Below are 22,450 nucleotides of genomic sequence, written 5' to 3'. Positions count from 1 at the left end.
TTATAAACACCTGGCCCTTAAAGGAATTGGGTTAGTGTCGCCTGGTGGCGAGGAGGGAGAATGGATATTAAAGGGTTAATGAGAGAGATGGTGGGTAGGAACGCTTCAGATCTTTTTTACCGAGCCGGAGGCGTACCCCGCCTTAGAATCGACGGTAAAATAATCTCTATGGATACCAGGATTTTAACCGTAGAGGATGTTATGCTTGCCACCGAACAACTGTCTAATACCAAACAGCTTGAAATTTTTAGAAAATCCCTGGATGTAGATTTTGCCGTATACCTGGAGGAATTTGACCGGCGTTTCCGGGTTAGCGTATTTACGCAAAGAAATTGGCCATCCATTGTTATCAGGAATGTGCGCAATAATATAGCTAACTTTGAAGAGTTAAATCTTCCCACTGAGGTGTTAACAAAACTATCGCTGGAAACCCGCGGTTTAGTATTGTTGACCGGAAGTATGGGCAGCGGAAAATCTACGACGATTGCCAGTATGATTGAATATATTAATAATAACTGCAGAAAACATGTTTTGACTGCTGAAGAGCCGATTGAATTCACTTTTGAAGATAAGCAGTCAATTATAAATCAGCGGGAGCTGGGGATAGATGTTCCGAGTTATCAGACTGCTTTGCGTGCTTTTACCTTACAGAGCCCGGATGTGATGTTTATCGTTAATATTCGAGATTCTGAAACCGTATCTAGCGCTATGGCTGCTGCTGAAACTGTAGTTTTAGTTTTGAGTACTTTGCATACAATTAATGCTTCTCAATCCATAGAAAGATTGATTAACTTTTTTCCTCCTCACCAGCATCAGGAGGTAAGGAATCAATTGGCCTGGCTGCTAAAAGGAGTAATCTCATTGCGTTTGGTGCCTGTTAAACATGGGACTGGCCGCGTACCTGCTTATGAGATTATGCTTCTAACTCCCACTATCAGCCGCCTGATTCGTGAAGGAAAGACTTGGGAGATTCCTCATTACATTGAAGATGGTGCAGTATTCGGTATGCAGTCGTTCACTCAATCTTTGGTTAAATTAACTCATGACGGCAAAATAAGCGTAGAGGATGCTGCGCTTGCTGCAGATAGCCGCGAAGAATTTATGTTGGCTTACAAAGGGATAAAGAAAACTTAACGAAACAAGTTTTGCAGAAAGGGATAGTCATTTTGCTATAAAAACTTCCCAAATGGGGACAGTTATTTTTCTTCAAAACGTCATTTTAAAAATAACTGTCCCCATTTAATGTTTAATAGTAAGAAGGAGACGGTTATGATAGAAGAAATTAAAAGTAAACTTGATGGGATTGGGGTGAGGCTGGAAAACTTAAGAGGTTATCTTTGACGTTGCCGATAAAAGGCAAAAAATAGATGTTTTAAACACCCAGATGTCCGCTGAGGGTTTCTGGGGCAATACAGAATATTCTACGAAGATTGTCAAAGAATTAAAGAGCCTTAAAGTAATAGTTGAGCCTTGGGAACTAGCCTATAAAAAATATCAGGAACTTACCGAACTTATTCCCCTGCTTAAAGAGGATGATAAGGATTTGGTTTCAGATTTAACCCGCAATGCCGACAGCCTCTTGAGCATAATAGAAAAGTTAGAATTCCAGGTTCTTTTGGGTGGCCCGCTTGATAAGAATAGCACGATTTTAAGTATCAATGCCGGAGCAGGAGGTACAGAATCCTGTGATTGGGCAGGGATGCTTTTTAGGATGTACAGCCGGTTTGCACAAAGCCACGGGTATAGCGTAAAAACAATTGATATGCTTCCGGGGGAAGAGGCAGGGATTAAAAATGTAACTATTTTAATCGAAGGCCCGTATGCTTTTGGTTATCTAAAAGCAGAACGCGGAGTGCATCGCTTGGTGAGAATCTCACCTTTTGACGCAAACTCACGCAGGCATACTTCGTTTGCTTCGGTAGATGTAATTCCGGAAATAGAAGAAGATCTGGATATCAAAATCGAAGAAAAAGATTTGCGTATAGATGTTTATCGTTCTAAAGGTGCAGGTGGCCAAAGCGTAAACACCACGGATTCAGCGGTGAGGATTACGCATCTACCGACAGGAATTGTGGCGCAGTGCCAGAATGAGCGTTCGCAGTTTCAAAATAAACAGACTGCCTTAAAGATACTTAAGTCCCGTCTCTATACAGCAGCACAGGTAAAAAAACAGGAAGAATTAAAGCAGCAGGATTCAGATAAAAAGAGAATTGAGTGGGGCAGTCAGATCCGTTCTTATGTTTTGCATCCCTATAATTTAGTTAAAGATCACCGTACTGATTTTGAAACTGGGGATACCCAGAAAATTTTAGACGGCGGTTTGGATGAATTTATTGAGGCTTTTCTCAAATATAGTGCTAATAAATAAGAGATGCTACAAGCGTGTCATTCTGAGGGAGCGAAGCGACCGAAGAATCTAGATCCTTCGCCCTTCGGGCTCAAGATGACGAATTAGGAGTAAAATGTTAGGATTAATTAAAAAAATTATTCTTCAAAATAAACAGAATGCTATTAGGAACAGATTTCCTAAATTAAATATGACTTTGCATTCTGATATGCCTAGCCCTTCAATGAACAAGATGGTTGAGGTGGCTAGAATTGTTAACATAGTGAATTCTCTAGAACCTAAGATAAGCGCGCTTAGCGACGCAGAGCTTACTGCTAAGTCAAATGAATTTAAAGAGCATCTAAAAAATAGATCTGTTGAGATTGCTCAGGAGCTTGAAGATTTACAACAGGCAATGCTTAGCGTGGCTATACCCGAAGAGAAAGAAAAGTTAAAAGAAAAATTAAAGGTTAGCCGCAATAGAATTTTTGCCGATATATTGCCGCAAGCTTTTGCCGTAGTCAGAGAGGCAGCTAAGCGTACGATAGGATTACGCCATTTTGATGTGCAGATTGCCGGAGGTATTATTTTGCATGAAGGTAGGATTGCCGAGATGTCCACCGGAGAAGGTAAAACTTTAGTGGCTACATTAGCAGCTTATCTTAATGCTTTATTGGGTAAAGGAGTGCATGTGGTTACGGTCAATGATTATCTTGCCCGGCGCGACCGCGAGTGGATGGGGCCGATCTATGAATTTTTAGGGCTGTCCGTAGGCACTATCCAGCATGATATGAGCGATGAGGAAAGAAAAATTGCTTATGCCTGCGATATAACTTATGGCACCAACAATGAATTTGGTTTTGATTATCTGCGCGATAATATGAAATATTCTATTGAAGAACTGGTGCAGCGGCCGTTCTATTATGCCATAGTGGATGAGGTTGATTCAATATTAATCGATGAGGCGCGTACACCGTTGATTATCTCAGGCCCTGCCGAGGAGTCCACGGAAAAATATTATACTGCTAAAAAAATAGTTGAACAATTAAATGGCCGTAGGGTTACGGAAAGAGACGAGATCGACGCAAAATATAAAGGAATAGACTTAGGAAAAGGATTTGATTATGTCGCCGATGAAAAAGCTCAGACCGTAGCTTTAACTGAAGAAGGGGAGATTAAAGCCTCTAAGCTCTGGGGCGTGGATACCCTTCATGCTTTGGAAACTATTGAGTATCGTCATCATACTATTGCGGCCCTGCGGGCAAAGGAGTTCTTTGAGCGGGATGTGGATTATGTGATTAAGGATGGCCAGGTGATAATCGTCGATGAATTTACCGGCAGGCTTATGCCCGGCAGGCGCTGGTCAGACGGCCTGCATCAGGCAATCGAGTCTAAAGAAGGATTAAAGATTGAGCGGGAAAATCAAACCTTAGCCACCGTGACTTTTCAAAATTATTTCCGCATGTATGAGAAACTAGCCGGGATGACGGGTACTGCTTTTACCGAAGCCAATGAATTTAAAAGTATTTATCAATTGGATGTAGTTGTTCTGCCTACAAACAAACTTTTAGTGCGTAAGAATTATCCTGATCGCATTTATAAAACTGAAAAAGAGAAATTTGATGCTGTGGTTGAAGAGATCGTAGAATTGTATAATTTGGGCAAGCCCGTATTGGTCGGTACAATCACTATTGATAAATCCGAGAGGCTCTCTGAGATGCTTAAACGCCGCGGGGTTACTCATCAGGTATTAAATGCTAAATATCATGAAATGGAAGCGATTATTATTGCTCAGGCCGGTAGATATAAAGGCGTGACTATTGCTACCAACATGGCTGGCCGTGGTACAGATATACTTTTAGGTGGAAATCCTGAGTTTACCGCTAAAAACGTGGCCAAGCAGAAATTAAATCCGGAGGATCCAAATTATCAGATTGAGTACAAAGCAATCCTTGATCGTTATAAATCCGAAGCTGCCCTTGAACATGATAAAGTAGTGGCCTTAGGCGGCTTGCATGTTTTAGGCACGGAGCGCCATGAAGCCAGGCGTATCGATAATCAGCTGCGCGGCCGCAGCGGCAGGCAGGGGGATCCGGGTTCATCACGTTTTTATGTATCATTGAAGGATGATCTTATGCGTTTGTTTGGCTCTGACAGGATTATTGGGCTGATGGATAAATTGGGACTGGAAGAAGGGCAGGTTATTGAGCATCCCTGGGTTAGTGGTTCGATTGAGATTGCCCAGCGCCGGGTAGAACAGCACAATTTTGAAATCCGAAAACAGCTCCTGGAATATGATAATGTAATGAATAAACAAAGGGAAATTATCTACGGCCAGCGTAAGCAGATTTTGGAAGGTTTTTCTTTAAAAGAAAATATTATTGAAATTATTCCCAAATTGATTGATGATTATCTGAAAATTTATGATCACGGGGATTCCTCTGGTTTAGATGTAACGGGTTTAATCAATTCCTTGGCCTTAAATTTTGGCCTAGAGACGGACGCTAAGGCATTTACTGACCAAGATAAAGAAGGGTTAAAGGATGATTTAACACAAAAAATGCTTTTAGCTTATGAAGGTAAAGAAAAACTGATTGGCGCAGAGTTATTGCGTAATTTAGAACGTATGGTTTTCCTGCAGATTATCGATACTAAATGGAAAGATCATCTTTATGCCATGGATAGCTTGCGTGAAGGTATTGGTTTGCGCGCCTATGGGCAAAGGGATCCTTTGATTGAATATAAGCGCGAAGCTTTTGGAATGTTTAGTCAGATGATTGCTGCTATCGAAGAGGACGCTGTGCAGACTGTTTTCAAATTAGAGCCAGTCAAGCCTGATAGATTCCAAGGGGTTTTTAGTTCTCTGCCCAAGGAACTAACTCATCCTGAGGCGAATAAATTCCAGGCTCCTGCTGGGGACGATGCTGATGTGGAGCTACCTGTTGCGCCCGCGCAAGCTGTTAAACCTGTGCAATCCCACCAATCCAAGGTAGGCCGTAATGACCCCTGTCCGTGCGGCTCGGGTAAAAAATATAAAAAATGCTGCGGAAAATAAACATTGCAATAAAAGGGGACGTTTCCCTATAGCCTTAGAGGGAAACGTCCCCTTTTTATCATTCTGAAAACCCTTTCTTTTTTCCTTATTTTACCCTTGTTTTTACTTACCTATATAGCATACTTATAGTAAGTTAATAAACCGGTAGGCAAAATGATGAAAAAATCCAAAACCTTTAAGATTCTTTCTATTCTGCTGTGCGTATCTCTTTTATTGCAACAAACCGGCTTTGCCCAAGTAGCCAATGCAGAGTTAAATATCGCCGGCACTCTTAATTCCCTGCACAATGCTCTATCTCCCGATAAATTCCGTCCCCTACACCTAAGATCTATCTCTTATGATAGCCTAAACAACAACTTTAAACTTCTTTTAGACAAAGGAGACCAGTTTAAGGATAAGAGGACCCCTGGACTTGAATCAACTACCAAAGACCTGCTCAACTACTTCTTTACAGGTATCGCTCTACCCAATGGCACCTTTTGGGTTAACCTTCGCCCTGATTTACCCGATGATATCATTGATCCACTCCTAGCTCAAACTCAAATAGGCAAGATCCTCCTGGAAGCAGACCTCCAGCTTAAAAAAGACACTGCTGATGCCACTAATCCTTCTACTCCTCAAGGCAAAGAGTACTGGGATAAACTCTATACACGCGCCCAAGAGCTCTATGGCACCCAGAACGTAACCATTCCCACGCTAACCCGCCCCTGGATCGTCCCGGATGAGATCATTATCCGTGAATCAGTAGATTCAGCCTATATCTACAAGGCAACCCTTAAAGTAATGCTTGAGCAAGACTATCTAAAAGATAATGTTGTCTACTCTTTCAAAGACGTAAGAGAAAGGCAGCTCAACGCCTACTCCGCTCAAATCATAAGAGAGGATATTATTCCCAGGTTAACCAAAGAAATCAACAATGCCAAGCGTTATGCTCCCCTAAGACAGGTCTACTACTCACTAATTCTTGCCCAATGGTTCAAAGCCAGGCATAGGGGACTGTCCCCAACAACTCAAGGTGGTAGGGCAGGTTTAAACCTACCCTACCCAACTATTGATTCTAAAGATCTCACTAACCTTAAAATCCAAATCCCCTACTCCGTAGCTACCTATTTCAATGCCTACAAGGAGAACTTTGCTAAAGGCCAATACAACATTCAAGAACCCATCAGTACCCCTTTTGGCCAGAGTATCAGGAGTTACTTTTCAGGAGGCTTTGCCATCGGCCAGGTAATTCCTGCTTTTGGACAAGCCACTTCTGTTAACCCGGCAGGAACAATAACTACTATAGCTCCCACTGTCGGTGATCCCAGTGTAAGCAATTCTGATCTAGCCGAAGTGAATGTTCGAGGTTCAGAGATAGACGTAGTAGCAGGTGTAGGGGAGAGTGCCCCAAGCGTGGCTGCTGCTGAGGCCAAAGGAATAGAACCATCCCCTAATCTTGAGAATATTCCCCAACCAGGACCAACAAAACAAGCTCAATCATTACTCCAGAAGTTTCAGGCAGGTATTTCAAATGCCGTTAAGTCAATTAAGAAGAATGCTTCATCATCACAAAATCCCCTATCATCGATACCAGTATTCGATGCCGTTAAGAAACAATATGATAAAGTTGCGCAAACATACGCAATTTTGCCGAAGGATTACCATTTTACAGTAAGTGATCCTACTGTCCTACGAGATGAACAAGAATTCCAAAAGTTTTTGGGTTTAGTAAACGAGCGCTACGGAATTTTGGATCCTGGCGCAGATGCCAACAGCAAACAGTATGCGTTTTTATCGGATACGATTACCAAGATTACCACTAGGCTCAACGATCGGGCAGGGCACAAACAGCTACGTACGGATATAAAAGTATACATATCTCTTGAGCCGGTAGTCAATGCGTATTGCCTTCCTGACGGCTCTGTGGTGATTACGCAAAAATTACTTGATGGCCTGGATTTTTCTGATGAAATTGCCGCGGTGCTCGCGCATGAATTGTCACATTATCAGGATAATTATTTAACCTGGAATAACGTCGGTACCCCTTTAGATAAACGTCTTGGGGAATATAAGGCGGATGCAGTTTCTCCTTCGTTAATCAACGGTATTGGATTTAATCAACTCGCGGTTATTTATTTATCTAACAAGCTGGAAAGCTTTGTGAAGGGGAGCTCTGACTGGACGCATGGAAGTCAATTTGATCGAACGACGCTTCTGCGCATGAATTTACAGGGACAGGATTTGACGCATGTTAACGCCTTTCATCCGTTAGAGGGGTACTGGAAATCTCCGGAAGGGTATTTTATTGTCCTTGATTATTTAACGTACTTAAAACAATCTTCATTTCAGGATTTTAAAGATACTTGGGGGGAGTTGACCCAAAAAACACTATCTTCGCAAGAGCAATATAAATTCATCATCGAAGAATTTATCGGAACACAACAGAGGCAACCGTTTAATGCGGCATCTTACTATCTTAGTTGGCAGAAACTTGTATATATCAGCCAGTATCTCTTGAAAGAGAATACTGCATGCGCGGATGGCCTTCCAGCCGAGAGTACAGATGAGGTAGTTCGATATTTGGCCTTGTCACTGCTTTCCTCTCGCAATGATAATCCTGATGGCTACGATATGGCCCCCTATCTGGGAGATTACTTTATGCGATTACTAAATATCCAAACAGAATCTCCTAATGTTCAGGAGTGGCAAGAGGTCTACAATTTCTTTACTTTTGATGGCTCACTGTTGAGCCTTGATGGTTTTGGCAAGAGGATTACTGCGATTACACTAGCATTTAATGCAAGCGGGAAGATTTCCAATCCTGCGTTTGGTGGCTCACGGATATGGCTTTCTGATTATTTAAGGCAGCTTCGGCAGTATTATTTCTCCGTGTTTTATTCAAATTTAATAAATTCTTTTGATTCTGAAAAAGACTTTGAAACATATAGAATATTTCTCGAGCAGTATATTTCAAGCAAGAAGTATGTTGAAAAGAATATCCTTGATCCTTCTTTTGTTTATTATCCAAAGAGGGCCAATGAGGATATACGAAAACAGAGACTGGTTGGGAGCGAAAATCCGCATCAATGGTATTTTGTAGGGTCATTGTGGCATGACATTTTTAATGAAGAAGCAGCGCTCCGTAAGGATTTTGATTCTTACGAGCAATTCTCAAGCCGGTTATCAGAAGCACAGAAGAAGAAATTGGGACAATTAGTTACCTTTACCGCCGAATGGATTCGTAATACTCAGGATTTGCAAGAAGCCAAAGACTATTCTAATCGCCAACCAAATGACACCGAACTTGGAGAAGAAATTCATAACAGGTTTGGCCGTATGACGTATGTGGATCTAACTTTATGGCTTAGTTCGTCGCTATTTGATATATTTTCAAGCGTAAACCCGTTAAGTTATGGGCTCAGAATGGAAGCGACTAACCGGGTATTGCAGCAAGCAAAATTACCGGAGTATGGAAAGCAGATAGGGCTTTATGAATATATGGCTCAAGGGGATAGAGTTGGATTCTTGCGAATGTATATACAAAAATTCACAGCAAATCATTTTCAAGATAAGGACGGGCGATTATGGTTGCCAATTAGCGTAGAAGGCATTAGCCGGATGAGTACAGATAGAGCACAAGCTCAGGCTTATGCCGTGTTCTACCGGGAGGCGATGGAACAGTTCTTAGTAAGTAGCGAGTTTATTGCATATCAGAAGGCATCATTGAGCGAAGCATTTTTTATTGAGAGCGCTATTCGAAGAGATATTCTTTGCGTAGAAAGTAAGAGCAGGGAAGAATCAAAGGTTAATGAAGAAGATTATGAGGTTATTTTGCGTCAAATGGACCAAAAATATTACCTGTTATGGGAGCAAAACCCGCAACGTGAAGAGCTTGCTGCGATTGCGCAATCTGTCAGCGGGCAAGCAAAAAAGAAAAGATTAGAATATACTACTGTCCGAAAAGCAAGACAGTTTATTTATGCCGATGCGGTTAATGATAATTCACTCGCCAATGCAGCGCTTACCGATTTTGATGCAGAAGCTGCGCAAGCAACACTGATAAATAAGCTTAGTTTATTATCGATTCAACAATTGCAGGCGCTTACCGATAGTATCCATGCATCATTTGCATTGTCTAATGCAGAGATATCGGCAAGAAAGATAAAAAATCAAGGATCTATTTCTGCTATTGGAGGCCGTAGCCGGTTTCTTGGACAGGAAGTATTAATTAATTATTATGGCAAGGATTCAGATGAACTTAATTTTCTTCACCCTGTAATTGAAGCAAAATTAGTAAGCTTGCAACTTTACGCAGCGTCATTGTCAGTGAGTTCTTGGAAAGATTTGGAAGAAGCGTATTATTTTATTGAGCGTTATTCTCCTCCGGGAAGGCAGAAACGTGAGCTTCTGACGAATCTGCGCCACCGCATAATCAAGGAAGGGAAATTTTCCGATGCCTACACGTTTGTATCAAATGAGTTAGGATATGGAAATTTTGATGCGTTGTATTATTTCCGCCAGGAGCGCGTGGATACGGATGCCGAATATCAACAATATCAACAATTAGTGAGTGTTTACGAGAAGGGCAATAGCCTTGATGGAAAAGTGATGCTGGGTGGTTTTATGGCATTGGATAAAACACTTGAGGAGATGAAGATTGGTGAAAAACAGGCGATGGATTTTATGAAGGCAATGGTAACAGGAGATGATGATTATCTTGCATCGGTAATCATGGAGACGATTACTAAGATTCGGGCAGAAGCGCAACAGAGAGACGACGTTGATGTTAGCGCTATTACGGATGTTCAACGCGTTGATGATTGGATGAACCGTTTTTATTCCATGACACAACTTGAGCGTTTTGTTTTCTTCCAGAGGCTTTTGTCAAAATATAACGCTGTGTTTTTCCGGGCAGAAAATTTGGAGAAACTCAGCGCATGGATTTTAGGGAATGTTTCAGGTATGAAACCAGAAGAATTACAACTTATGCAAAATATTCTAGTGGCATTTTTAGCGAATGTGGACAATAGCGAGCTAACACTTTTCTTATCAAAAGTTCTTGCGGAACATGCGTTGGTCGGTGATCCTGCGTATACACACCGCGCCGCAGTTATGTCGTGGTTTACACAGCCAGCTGATCCATTTGTGCGGGATTCCAGGTTACAGAGGTGGTTACCTGCTTATGAGCGTTTTCAGAATGAAATTTATCGGCCGACACAAAATCTTTTGAGCTTGGAAGAGCTACAGAAATCATATGGCCGAAGCAGTTATGATCGTAAACGGTGGAAAGAACATGGTTATGATAGACAATTAAAAGAGCACAAGCAATATCAAAAATATAAGAAGTACGTAACGCAGGAGTATGGTAAAACAGCAGAACAATTCTTTGCGTTTCTGAAGGATAACCCGTCATATATTCCCGATACTGAGATTGAGGCAGTGTATGCGGTATTTAATCCCGGCGAATCGATGATCAACCCGCAGCTGCTTAAGTTTCAAGCAAAAGAGCGGGAATATTATCGCCAGGAGAATGCGGTATTTCAATTTAAAACTACAGTTGGAAAAACTAAAGCATTATCTATAAGGTTAGGTAAATTCATTGCTACCGCAGGGCAAGCAATTGGCGCGCTCGGTGTCCGGTTCCTACAAGTATTTGGCCAGTATTACGCTATCCCGCAAGAATATAAGGAAGAGTTCAGTAATGTGTATGATAACGCCTCTACTCTGGTAAAGAGTAATTTGTTTCAGTCGCTGGCAGTTGAAATTGAGCGTATGCAAACAGTCCGGGATGGGGCGTGGATTAAATCCGCTGCTTATGCTGAATGGTCAAAGCGCCTGATGGAAGCAGGCCAAACAATACCGCTAACTGAATATCTTAAACAGTTCCGGGCAGAAGCAATTAATTTTCTGGGATTCCGTTTTAATTTAAATGACAGCCCGCTTCAAGATTACGATCAACGCGTATTCTTATCTTTATTTGCCCAAAATTTACGGGATAAAAAGCTTACTGAATATAATGAACGTACCGCATCAATGTTTGAAGAGGTGTTCACAGAAACCTTGGCAAGTTTTAAAGCATTTTATACTGCACAGGTTGAAGCAATGGAGTATTTAAAAATACATCTTAGGATAGAAAAAGTGTTAGGCGGGGGCTCCATTAATACCGCGTATTTAGTGTCAGTGACACAACCGGATGGGAGTGTTGCTAGACAGGTGGTAAAAATTATATCTCCGAATCTTGAGGTTCTATTAGGCGAACGCGCAGAACAAATGCAAAAAACAGTGAAAGATTTAATTGCTAAAGACCCTAAAAATGAACGGCAATACATTATGGCAGAACGATTGTTGGGTACTTTAAGGTTGTGGGTCAAAGATGACATTAATGATGGCTTTTTCTTAAGTGACGATGCGATATTTTCTTCAGCTGTATTTTATCCTGCGGCAGGCTCAATAACCACATCGCGTGTTTTGCAGCCATATGGATACAGAATAAAAGTTGAGGAATATGCTCCAGGGGATACGCTTAAGAAGATATTAAATGGGGGCGACCAGGTTGTTCCCGCCCAGACGGATAAGAAAGGAAGAGTGAGTGATTCAAAACTAAAAGCGGCGTTAGCTGATTTTGCCAGGGATTATTTGACGCATTTGTTGACTCCGGTTGCAGATTCCTATTCCGGAGAAACCATATATATGGCGCATTCGGATTTTCATATCGGTAATTTAATGCTTAATAAAAGACCCGACGGATCATATGAAAAAATAGTAATCGATAGAAATTATTATCTTAAATTATTACCTGTGGATATTGATCTAATTACCCGATTAAGTATGGCTTGGAAATTTAATTTTATGGGTAAAGTTGATGCGCTGATTAATTATCTTTTGCAAGTAAATCCGGATAAAACCGATCAGGATAAGGTTCGCCAAGAGATACGGTCAGTAATCCTAAAGAAAATATTTTCTTGGTCAACAGTTATTGATCTAATCCAAGGAAAAGATGTCAGCTCAAGTGTTGCCAATCTCTTAATGGCAGAATTTGAAAAGCGAGGGTATGATACGCCGCTGAGGATCCGGTTATTTTTCAAAAATGTGTCCGCAATCAATAACCTGCTTCAATATGTTGACGGATCCGATCTATTTGATGCGATCAAAAAGTATATATCTACTACGAATAAAGGCCAGGTGTTAAAGGTAGCTCAAGTAACGCCAGCGCCGCAGCTGGCAACTTCAACTTCGCGCGCGGCTACTGGTAGCAAGAGCGTAGTCATTGGTTCTGGGCCGGCCCAGTTTTTCTATGATAGATTTGGCCAGATAGATTTGGGTAAGATGGTAGTGGAATGGGCGCAAAGCATACGCTGGCCTTGGAATAAAGCTAGAGCAACTATACAATTGCAGCCAAGCATAGACTTAGTCGACCTTAATCGTTTTATCTGGGCACAGTATCGGTTGGCAGAAAGAAATATCCCAAGGGAATTATTACCTGATATTTTAAAACTTTTAAAACTCAATACTGCTCTTACAGGAGAAGCTGCATATAAAGCTATATATGAGGGGTTTGGCAGTAATGGATATGCAAAAGAAGTTGTAGACCTGATTATTGGAGACACATATCCTGTTGAGGGTGTAAGATTAGATGTAGAGATCGTTGACCAAAACAAAAATGCAAGGATACAGAGTATATGCGAAGCAGTATCTAATGGGCTGGATGCGCATGGATTCCGCATAGGCCAATTTAGTAAGGGCGTAAAGCAGATTATTGATTGGTTAGGGCCTTCGGCTGAAGATAAAATAGAAATATTTACACGTAAAGAAAACAGTAAAGCCTATCATCTTACTCTAACTAGAGATGCTCAAGGCGCTCGATATATTCAGATTAAAGAGATATCCGCGCAGGAATATCAGGATCTAGCCCAAGAATATGCCGGCCAAATTATAGAGCATGGCACTATTGTAAAAGTGTCTACTGTTGAGGCTATTCCGCGCTTGGATAGCCAGCGTGATGAAACGCATCGTAATTCTCAAGGAGCAATAGCTGACGCTATACATCAGCGTTTCCCGTTTGTAGGGGAAGTGGATATTTATACGCAGATGAGCGGCCAGAGGGAACCCGTAAAGATTAACGGGTTTGAGAATAAAAGAGTAGTTGTGCCGGTGAGGAGCAAGGCTCATGCCCCAGAAGAAAGCCAGGGCAGGTTTGTAAAAGTAATTACTTCAGAGCATGCCATAACTATTGTTGATAATGGCAGTGGCATGGATGCCGAGGTTCTCGCTAAAATGTTTGTACCCAAAGAAGGGACAAAGCGCCCCGCGTCTTTAGAGTTAAATATAGATAGAGAACTGGGTAAAGTAAAAGTTGTTCATGATGAAGCGCTTCCCCATCGGGTTTCTTTTGCCAGGAATGGAGAGGTAATTATAGCGGTAGATATTCCCGGAGAGATTATGGATAGCGCTACTGTAACAGGCGGTTTAATGCTTGAATTAGGCGGTTTGCTGGATGTTTCCGAATCCCGGGATAATATTATCATGGGCCTTAATTTAGGCGGCAAGATTCCCAGTTTCCAGCAAGGGGTAGAGTACGCGATAAAGCAGATTGTAAAACATCCCAAATTGACTACCCGCGAGAAAATAAAATATATTAATACCATAATGGTTGGCCTTGATGGCTTAATTAATTCCAATGCTAATAGCAGCCATTTGGTAAAAGGTATCCGCGCTAATGTTCAGGAAGTAATCAGCGGCCTAATACAAGAGTTAAGGCATCAGGGGGTTATTGTCCTGCCTCAGCAGAAAGAGTTTGGTAAACTTGAACTCGGAGGCAAGGATGTACTTTTTGTGCATGGAAAATTATTTGATTGGCAGCTTTCTAGTTTCTTAAACGCAATCGGAGGAGAGATAATTCCGTATGTTACTTTAGGAGGGGCTAGCCACCTGCCTTTGATTATTGCTCCTTTTACTCAAGAAGCCACAAAAAGGTTTTTTAAGTTTGACCGTTTATGGCATACCTGGGCTAAAGAAGAACGCCTGCCAGTAATCAAAACCGAAAGTTTTGTGATTATACCGCAGGAGTTGGGCAGGAGATTATTAGAATTGAGCAGGAAAAGAAGCGGCGGTTTGACGGCCCAAGAAGAAAAAGAATATTCCTCACTGTTGCAAAGAGTAAACATTATTACCGCTGAAGAGGTGGTGACAAGTTATGAGCATGCCAAGCCCAAAGATAACTTGGCAGTTACAGCAATTCCAGAAGTTAAAGAGGTAAGCGGAGCAATTGATTCCGGTGCAATTAATAAATTTTTAAGAGAGCCTCCTGTAATGAGCATGCAAAAAGGCGTAAAGGAAGCTGGCGCGCAGGCTAAAGAACCAGCTGATTTAGATTTAGTTAAAGTAGTCAGTGGCATTGCGCAGGCCTTGCCTGATGATTATTCAAGATGCCGCGCTTATGCCGTATTAGCCAGAGGATTAGCTAAAACAGGAAGAATTGATGAAGCAAAAGAAGCGCTGAATAAGGCGCATCATTTTTATAGAGTAGAAAAGGACGCTTCTGATCGGAATGCAGACGGATGTGATGCCCTTATAGCTACAGCTTTAGCAGAAGCTGAAATAGGGCAGGAAGATCTAGCTTTTGTTACACTGCGCAAGGCGTATCTTGAGGCACAAAATGTTTTTGAGAATGATAATCGTAGTAGATCTTGGTTAATGGTTAGAGCGGTTAAAGCTTTTGTTATGGTAATGGATAAATCCGCCGGTGTTATTATGGGTACTACTGAAAGGTTAGGGCTATTTGAAGAAGTTATTGATTTTACAGGCCACATTCCAGATCCTTCTGCTAAAGCAAGAGCTATTGCTTCTATAACTGAAGCGTTGGCTGGAGCTGCTCGTTTACAAGGAAGTGCTGGAACTTATGCCTTGTTTGCAAAATTAGTGAATATGATAAAGGGCATGAGCCATAATGATCTGCGTGAGAATATTTCTACTATTATTGAAGCATTAATCGCCTCAGATATCACCATCCAAGAGGTTTTTACTCTGCTAAAAGAGATTAAGGGCACAGTAGAAAAGCTCGATAATAAAGAACGAATACTTGCAATTATAGCCAAGGCATTTTCTAGACTAGAAAGACAAAGAGAGGCAGGTAAGTTATTTGAAGATATACTCATTAATGTAGAAAAGTTTCCCAATTCATGGTCTAAGGGAACAGAGTTATTAGATATTACAAATGCATTAGTTGAGTCAAAATTACCAGAAGAAGAAGTTTATGCTTTATTGCAAAGAGCGCAACGTATCGCAGAGAAACTTACTGATCCTGAAGATAAGGCGGAAGCCTTGGCTATTGTAGCCGCCGCCTACTTTAAGATGATCAGAATTGCCGATGCAGAAAACGTGTTTAAGAAAGCGCTCTCGATAACAATCAAAATATCAGATGTTACCCGAAAAGGGCAGGTTTTTGATAGCATACTTAAGAGCTTCGTCGGGACAGATAAATTCTTAGTCCGGCCAGAAAAATTGCAGGAAATATTTGATATTGTGATCAAGCAGTTGGATCTAGGTAGTGTTCTAGAAAGATTATTGTTCCTATCCCATGAAGTTAAGGGATTGATAGAGAATGGGGATATAAAAGAAGCAGGGCGATTATGTAATAGCATACTGGAAGTTTTGGGGCAATTCAATACGGATTCTGTTGTTCGTAAGTCTATCTATCCAGGCTTATTATTTAATATAGCTCAAGGGTTAGCCCAAATAGGTGAAGTAGATGAATCCTTGAAGATAACCAGGAAGATTCCTGAAGACGAAGTTCGGATGAAATGTGAAGCTCTTGTTTCTGTAGCTGAGGCATTTGCTAAGGGAAATAGGATAGCTGAGGCCAAGGCAATCCTTAAAGAAATTCTTGAGCTCATAAATAATAATAATGTTCTGGTGCTAGAAAATTATTATGCCGCTATAGAGGTATTAGCGGAAGTTGAAAAGGTAGAATCTACTGAGGCTGAGCCATTAGCTCATCCGCAAGTGCAGCCAGCTGCGTTATTTAGCGAGACTAAGCCTGCGGATGCGCCGAATTCTATCATAATTACTCCGCAACCCGGCGGAGGTTTTAGCCTTATTAACCGTGAAGATAAAAATCGTGCCGCTCCATTTGCATATGTTCGTGTTCAGCGAATAGGGTCAACCGATGCCTTTATTGTGTATGAATCTAATGATTCTTTCTACATTTATAAGGGAGATCAACAGTTGTTTGACGGACGGCCCATAATAGGAACTACATACTCTGTTGTAGCCATAAAGGGTAATTTGGTGGTTATAGAGAAAATCGATATGTTGCCGTTGGGAACGCCAAATAAGAAGCATTATATTGTGCTCGATACCGCCTCAGGAGTAGAGCAATCGGAATCGTCAGAAGTTTTTCTGTCTGCTTCGGGAAGATTCTCGGTGCATAAACAAGGCAATAACATCCTTACATATAGTGATTATAACACAGCCCCAAATAGGGTGCCGCAAATAATCACGCATGATTCGTTGGGATTTCGCGTAGATGATAAGGCAGATGTGGTTATTCTCCAGGATAAGCAGGGCAAATACAGTTTATTTAGTCTAGGGCAGGGCAGGTTTTTAATCCAAGGCGCTGACCACATTGAAATTGATTCTTCCGGAGAAGTGGCGATATTTAAGGCCGGCAATAAATTGGATTATTTATGGTTAAATGAAAAAGAAGAAAAGAAAGATGAGATGTTTATATCAATGAGAGCTAAACATCGAGATCTTGAAGAAGGAGGTAAAATAAGAGTTACTTCTGACGGAGGCAAAACTTATTTACTGATAGTAAATAAGGATGGGAGACTTAAAGAGTGCGATGTATTTAGTAGAGCCAGCGGATATGCGGCTCCGGGTATATTTATTCATCGAAATATTTTTAAAGTTATTGAGGCAGGGCCGTCAACAGACCCGATATCTCGACGTTACTGGGAAGAATACGATTTAGAGAAGAAAACAATTTGGGATGAAGAGACAAATGGAATTCCAGAATCTTATAAGACGCATTGGGGAGAAGTAATGGCCTCAATTGGTTTTGAATATAATAGAGGTACTCCCATAGAACCATTGGGGAGCATTTTGCTGCAAGGTAATAATTTGATTTTTCGTAATTTTTCTCATTACGAAGGTAGTTTTTATTTACCAACTGGTGATCACGATGTGTGTATTTTAAATTTAGATTCCGGATTATTAACAGATATTAAACAAATACAGCCCTCTGATCGTGTGGTGTCGTTAGAAGGTGGCAAGGTTTGGTATCTTTTAAATGCAGAAAGAGGTTTTGAAGTAGTATATGCGATAACCGATAAGTCAAGGCCTGTTGCTTCGCTTTTTTTTGAGCATCAATTCTTTATAGAGCAAAATAATAACTTTATTCTTGTAGCTACTCATGATGGACGCATTCTTTTGGTTAATAATTTCGGCGAGATTAAGGGTGTTACTAAACAAGTACCTCAAAATTTTATTTGTGCAGACGTTAACGGCGAATATTTTGTGTTTGTTAATCCTCAGACCCAAGAGATAAGGTATCTGGACCCGCGCAAGGTATTTGTTCAAGCGCCTCAACCCGCTCAAGTTCAAGCGCAGGCAGAAGAGGCACAGATTAACGCGCAAGAGGTTATGGCAAAATGGAGAGATAATGTTTTCTCTCAGCGTGACGCTTTTATTGCTAGGGCGCAGGCTGCTTATCAGCCATTCTTAGATTTAATCCCGGAAGAATTCAAGCATCGGTCCGACTTTAGTCTCGGAGAAATGATTAAAGAACTTTATCTAGACCAAGAAGATGAGATTAATCGTAGATTCCGGCAAGCGCTCGAAAATAATCAGCCTTTGAACCTTGAAGAATTGCCCTTTGATATTTTTAGCCGAAGGATGCAGCAATTTTTGCGGGTTTTGCCCGGATTTCTTCAGGAAAGAAAAACTCAGCTTTCTCAAGAGAGAATTGAGGATCAATACGATTTTTATTTTGATTTGTTTTTTAGCCTTATCTGCATTTCTAAGGAGAGAGAGTTAAACATCGAACATCTTGAGATAGATAATCAACTTTTTGAAGCCCTTGCTTATGGCTGGGGTACTTATCAGGAAAAGATAGATATCTTACCCGTAATAATCAAATTCATCGCTGCGCTAAAAGAAGCAACTCCCGGTGAAGTTAAAAGGCTTACATCAATAATAAATTTTCTCTCAGGTGTTTCTCTTCAAGCTGCAAACCACGCCGATGGTGCTCATATCCTTGCCAATCAGATAAATAGGCTATTAGCCTTAAAACCAGAAGCCAGAGATAAATATTTATCTGATTTGTATAGCGCCTTTGAATTATTTGATGACGCAAACGAACGAAGATCATTTCAACTTAAGGATGCTCATAAGCTGGGTAAAGCGCGCCCCTTTGTGGTTTTTTTAACTAATAATGTCGAGCAGTTAAGAGAGAAGGAAAGGACTGAGCCTGAGGGTGTGGATGAATTTAATGCTAGAGGCCCGGAGGAGGCAGTAGCCTTGTCGCAGATTATTAAACTTGAGCAGCAAAGGCCAAAGAACGGGCTCGCGGATAAGGTTATGAGCGTTGAGCAACTTGTAAGAAGTATTTTTAATCTTCCTCAGTCTTCAGCAAAGTTAGAATCGGATATTTTACTTAATGCTACTGTGCAAAGAGAATCTGGCGCCTATACTGCTGAGATTGCCCAAAATTCCCGTGATGCTACGCGTGGTAAACACGGGGAGCTATTAGTAGATTTTTACCTTCAGCAAAACTCTCAAGGCCAAGAAGAGTATGTTGAAGAAGCTCGGGATAATGGGACCGGCGCCCTAGAAGAGGTGGCCTTGCTTATTCCTAAATCTACTAAGGCAGCCGCAGGCCAGATTGAACTCACCGGGTTCTTTGGCACAGGAAAATATACGCTGTTTGAAGGAGTGGACCGGCTTGAGATTATTACTAAAAATAGCCAACGCGCTTATATGTTTGTTTTTGCGGTAATTAGAGATTCTTCGGGGAGGCCAACCGCAGTTAAGTTAACGCGTATACGCAAGATAACTGATCCTAAAGTTGCTCAAGGCGTAACCGTAAGGCGGATCAAGTCATTGGATAATACCATACCCGAGCTGGACCAGATGCTCAGCCAGCGTTCCTGGAAGATCTTTGTTGGCCTGGCGCAGGATGAGCATTTTAAGGTATTTTTTATTGACCATGAAGGTAAAAAGCAGCAGCTCGCTGTAGAGAAAGATATCTTAGCTGAAGTTGAGTTTAAAGCAGTCCGTCCTCAGGAAAAAGATGAGACGAATTTTGGCCCTTTGCGTATTATCAGCGCTAAAGATATGCCCTTACAGATTGTGGATAAAGCAGGTTTAAGGGTTAGTGAAATGAAAGAAGAGTACTTAGCATTAATTCCTTCAGTTTTACGCCGGCATATTCAGGAGTTAGGGATTATCATCCAGATACCTCTACCGCTTATTCGTAATCGCAGCGCCTTTGAGCATGAGAATGAATTTCTTCCTCAGATTCAGCGCTACGTTGCTGTTGCCTTTTTTCAGGCAATCGCCTATAAAGCCCTTTCTCAAAGCAGCCCGCAATTTGTATTTGAAGGGTTTCCTTTAGACTGGGAGACCAATGATAGTTACTGGCAATCAATTAATCCTGCAAGCGATAGATGGATATTAGGGGTAGCCAATGATATAAACGTAGGCAGGATTGAGCGTATTTCAGAAGAAGCCTTAAGAGGATTACTTACAGAACCAGGGAAGTTAGATAAAGAAAAGAAGTTTACTAAACTTATCCTTCTCTTGGAAGTTTTCTCTAATAGGCAAAACTCTGATTCTAAGGTAAGCCTTCTAACGCGGCGCCTGGCGATTCAAGAGGAGACTAATAAGGCAATATTGGGTGCAGCTAAATTGCAAAGAGAATTATTAATGTCAGGAGGTTTCAATCTTGGAAGATTACCTTCTTTAAGCGATATTCCTTTTTCAGGAAATAAAGTTATGCAAGCCCTAGGTATTGCTTTGGGCCATGATCAAATGCAGCGTCCGGAAAGGTATATTCTCAACCCGAATGATTATAATGATAACGAAAGAGAATTAGTAACATTGGCTTGGGGGATAGCCCGTAATTTTGGCATCGAGCAGATAATTTTGTTAAATGATGAAGTGAGATTTGCCGGCGCTTTTAAGATTTATCAAGGTAAACACACGATGTTTCTTGCCCGCTCTATTGCCTCAGAGATTGGCCGAGCCGCTACTAATTCAACCGCGATAGATTCTGCTACTGATACGATTGTTCATGAATTAGGGCATCTGTTAGAGGAATTTATGCGTCAGGATAATGCAGGGCGATTTTGGCAGGAAGGTTATATTGCGCATCTGAGCGATTTTACCCACGATGCAGTAGGCACATTTGCTGAGGCGATGAAATACGCGGCGGCTGTATCTTTGAATAATGGGGACGGTTCTGTTTCTCTGGAAATGGACTCGGGAGAAACAGAACCGTCCCCAAGCTCTCTTAATCCCACTAGTCCCGATACAGGGATCAATCTTGCTTCTGGAACTATGCCTAACGGATTAAATAATACAATATCTCAGGGGGATGGCTCTGTTGAGATACAGGTTTATATTAATAATGGAGAAATTTATTATGAAGTAAGAAAGAACAAAGAATTGGTTAAAACAATAAGGGGCGATGATCCAAAGAAAGCATTCAAAGAAGCAAAACAAGTAGCAGCTGAAGCTCTTGCAGGAAGCAATGAAGCAACAGAACCGTCCCATATAACTTCAGAAGAAAGAGATAAAACATTACGTAGATATGCAGATACTCAGAGAAGCATTGATAAGGATGATGAAGAAAACTTAGGTCTTCCCAATGGCCTTGAGCTTATAATTTCCGGTGAGAGTCCGGAAATCATAAGATTTAAAGAAGAGATATTTAGTATGCTTGCTGAAGTAGGATTTGATCGTAATAATCCAGAACATTTAGAAATACTTAGTCAGGAATACGCTAAAACTCTAAAGGAGTATATTGAGGGAATGCGGCAAGGTGTAAGAACTGCTAAATACTTTGGCCTCGATGCAAAAACATCTTTCTCTCCGGATGAAATTAAAGATGCATGGCGCGATATTACAAAACTCATTGTAGATAAAATTAAAATGAAAATGAAAGCTGAGGCTTTAAGAAAGGTATTTCCTAGAGCGAGTAAAGAAATTTTTAGGGAGTGGGATTCTTACGGCGATATGCTGGGGAAATTGCTTATAGATGATACGCAAGAAGGTATTTTTGCGTTCTATGAGAAAGCGGGTAGGCCGCCAGTGCCTATTGCATGGGCAATGATTAGCAAAGACGTAGAAGGAAGAGTCACAAGGGTTTTATCAGCGCTTGATATTAATAGGAGTCAGAAAGGATATAAATCTTTGAAAGCTTCAATTTTGGCAGATCTTAAAGAATATTTAGAGAATGAGATTGCTAAACCGAAAACTACCGGCCCCATCAACGGCTCAACAAGTTCTTCATCAAATTCTGCTTTTGCTCCCGGCGGCATCGATAGTTCGACTACCCTCACCATCGATTCCCGACAAGGTGAGAAGCTTGGGGGAATCGACTTCCGCTTTCTGCCTATCGTTATCCAGTCTATAGATAGCCTCAAAGCAGGTATAAGGAGTTTGCCTCAAAGCACTCTACAAGGTATCAACCTAACCCAAGAGTGGTCAGATATAGAGCGTTTAGTTAATTCAGGGATCACCCCATCAGCAGAACGCCTAAAAGAGTATCTTGCTGCTAGCTGTTTTAAAGGTAGCCTGGATCAAGATACCAATAGAATAGTCTCTTGTATTGCAGATATCCTCAGGATGGAAGAAGAGAGCTGTTGTTTAACCGATCCAACACTTAAAGATATCCTGGTAGTGTTGGGATCAGGAAGAAGTGGAGAGGAATTAAGAATAGCGTTTAATAAATAGATCCTTCGTCCGCCACTAAAGCATTGGCGGACTCAGGATGACGGATGTAGGTAGATTACCGCTTTCGCGGGAATGACAAGGATTAACGAATCAAAAGGGGCGTTTTCCTTTAAGCCTACCGGCATAAAGGT

The 22,450-nt window shown here is 41.3% G+C and carries 4 protein-coding genes; all 4 read left to right on the top strand.

Annotated features, from left to right (window positions below):
* Positions 1-60: 60 nt before the first annotated feature.
* The 4 genes from PHC29_03125 to PHC29_03110 all read left to right on the top strand — a co-directional run bounded on the left by PHC29_03125 (position 61) and on the right by PHC29_03110 (position 22,319).
* Positions 61-1,134, top strand: coding sequence for a PilT/PilU family type 4a pilus ATPase (locus PHC29_03125; GenBank protein MDD5108485.1), 1,074 nt, complete (start codon positions 61-63; stop codon positions 1,132-1,134).
* 135 nt (positions 1,135-1,269) lie between these two features.
* A protein-coding gene (gene prfB, locus PHC29_03120; protein ID MDD5108484.1) for a peptide chain release factor 2 occupies positions 1,270-2,368 on the top strand; the annotation gives its coding sequence in 2 pieces (ribosomal slippage) (positions 1,270-1,329 and positions 1,331-2,368; 1,098 coding nt in all).
* A 202-nt stretch (positions 2,369-2,570) separates the two neighbouring features.
* Positions 2,571-5,381 carry a preprotein translocase subunit SecA gene (gene secA / locus PHC29_03115; GenBank protein ID MDD5108483.1) on the top strand — a complete coding sequence of 937 codons (2,811 nt, stop codon included), beginning with the start codon at positions 2,571-2,573 and terminating at the stop codon, positions 5,379-5,381.
* Positions 5,382-5,534: 153 nt separating this feature from the next.
* Entirely contained in the window at positions 5,535-22,319 is a 16,785-nt protein-coding gene (locus PHC29_03110) for a M48 family metalloprotease (protein ID MDD5108482.1), read from the top strand.
* The last annotated feature ends 131 nt before the right edge of the window (positions 22,320-22,450 follow it).

The sequence above is a fragment of the Candidatus Omnitrophota bacterium genome (assembly GCA_028712255.1).
GTDB lineage: Bacteria > Omnitrophota > Gorgyraeia > Gygaellales > Profunditerraquicolaceae > UBA6249.
Note: the sequence above shows the minus strand (reverse complement) of the source record. Positions and strands in the feature narration are given on the sequence as shown.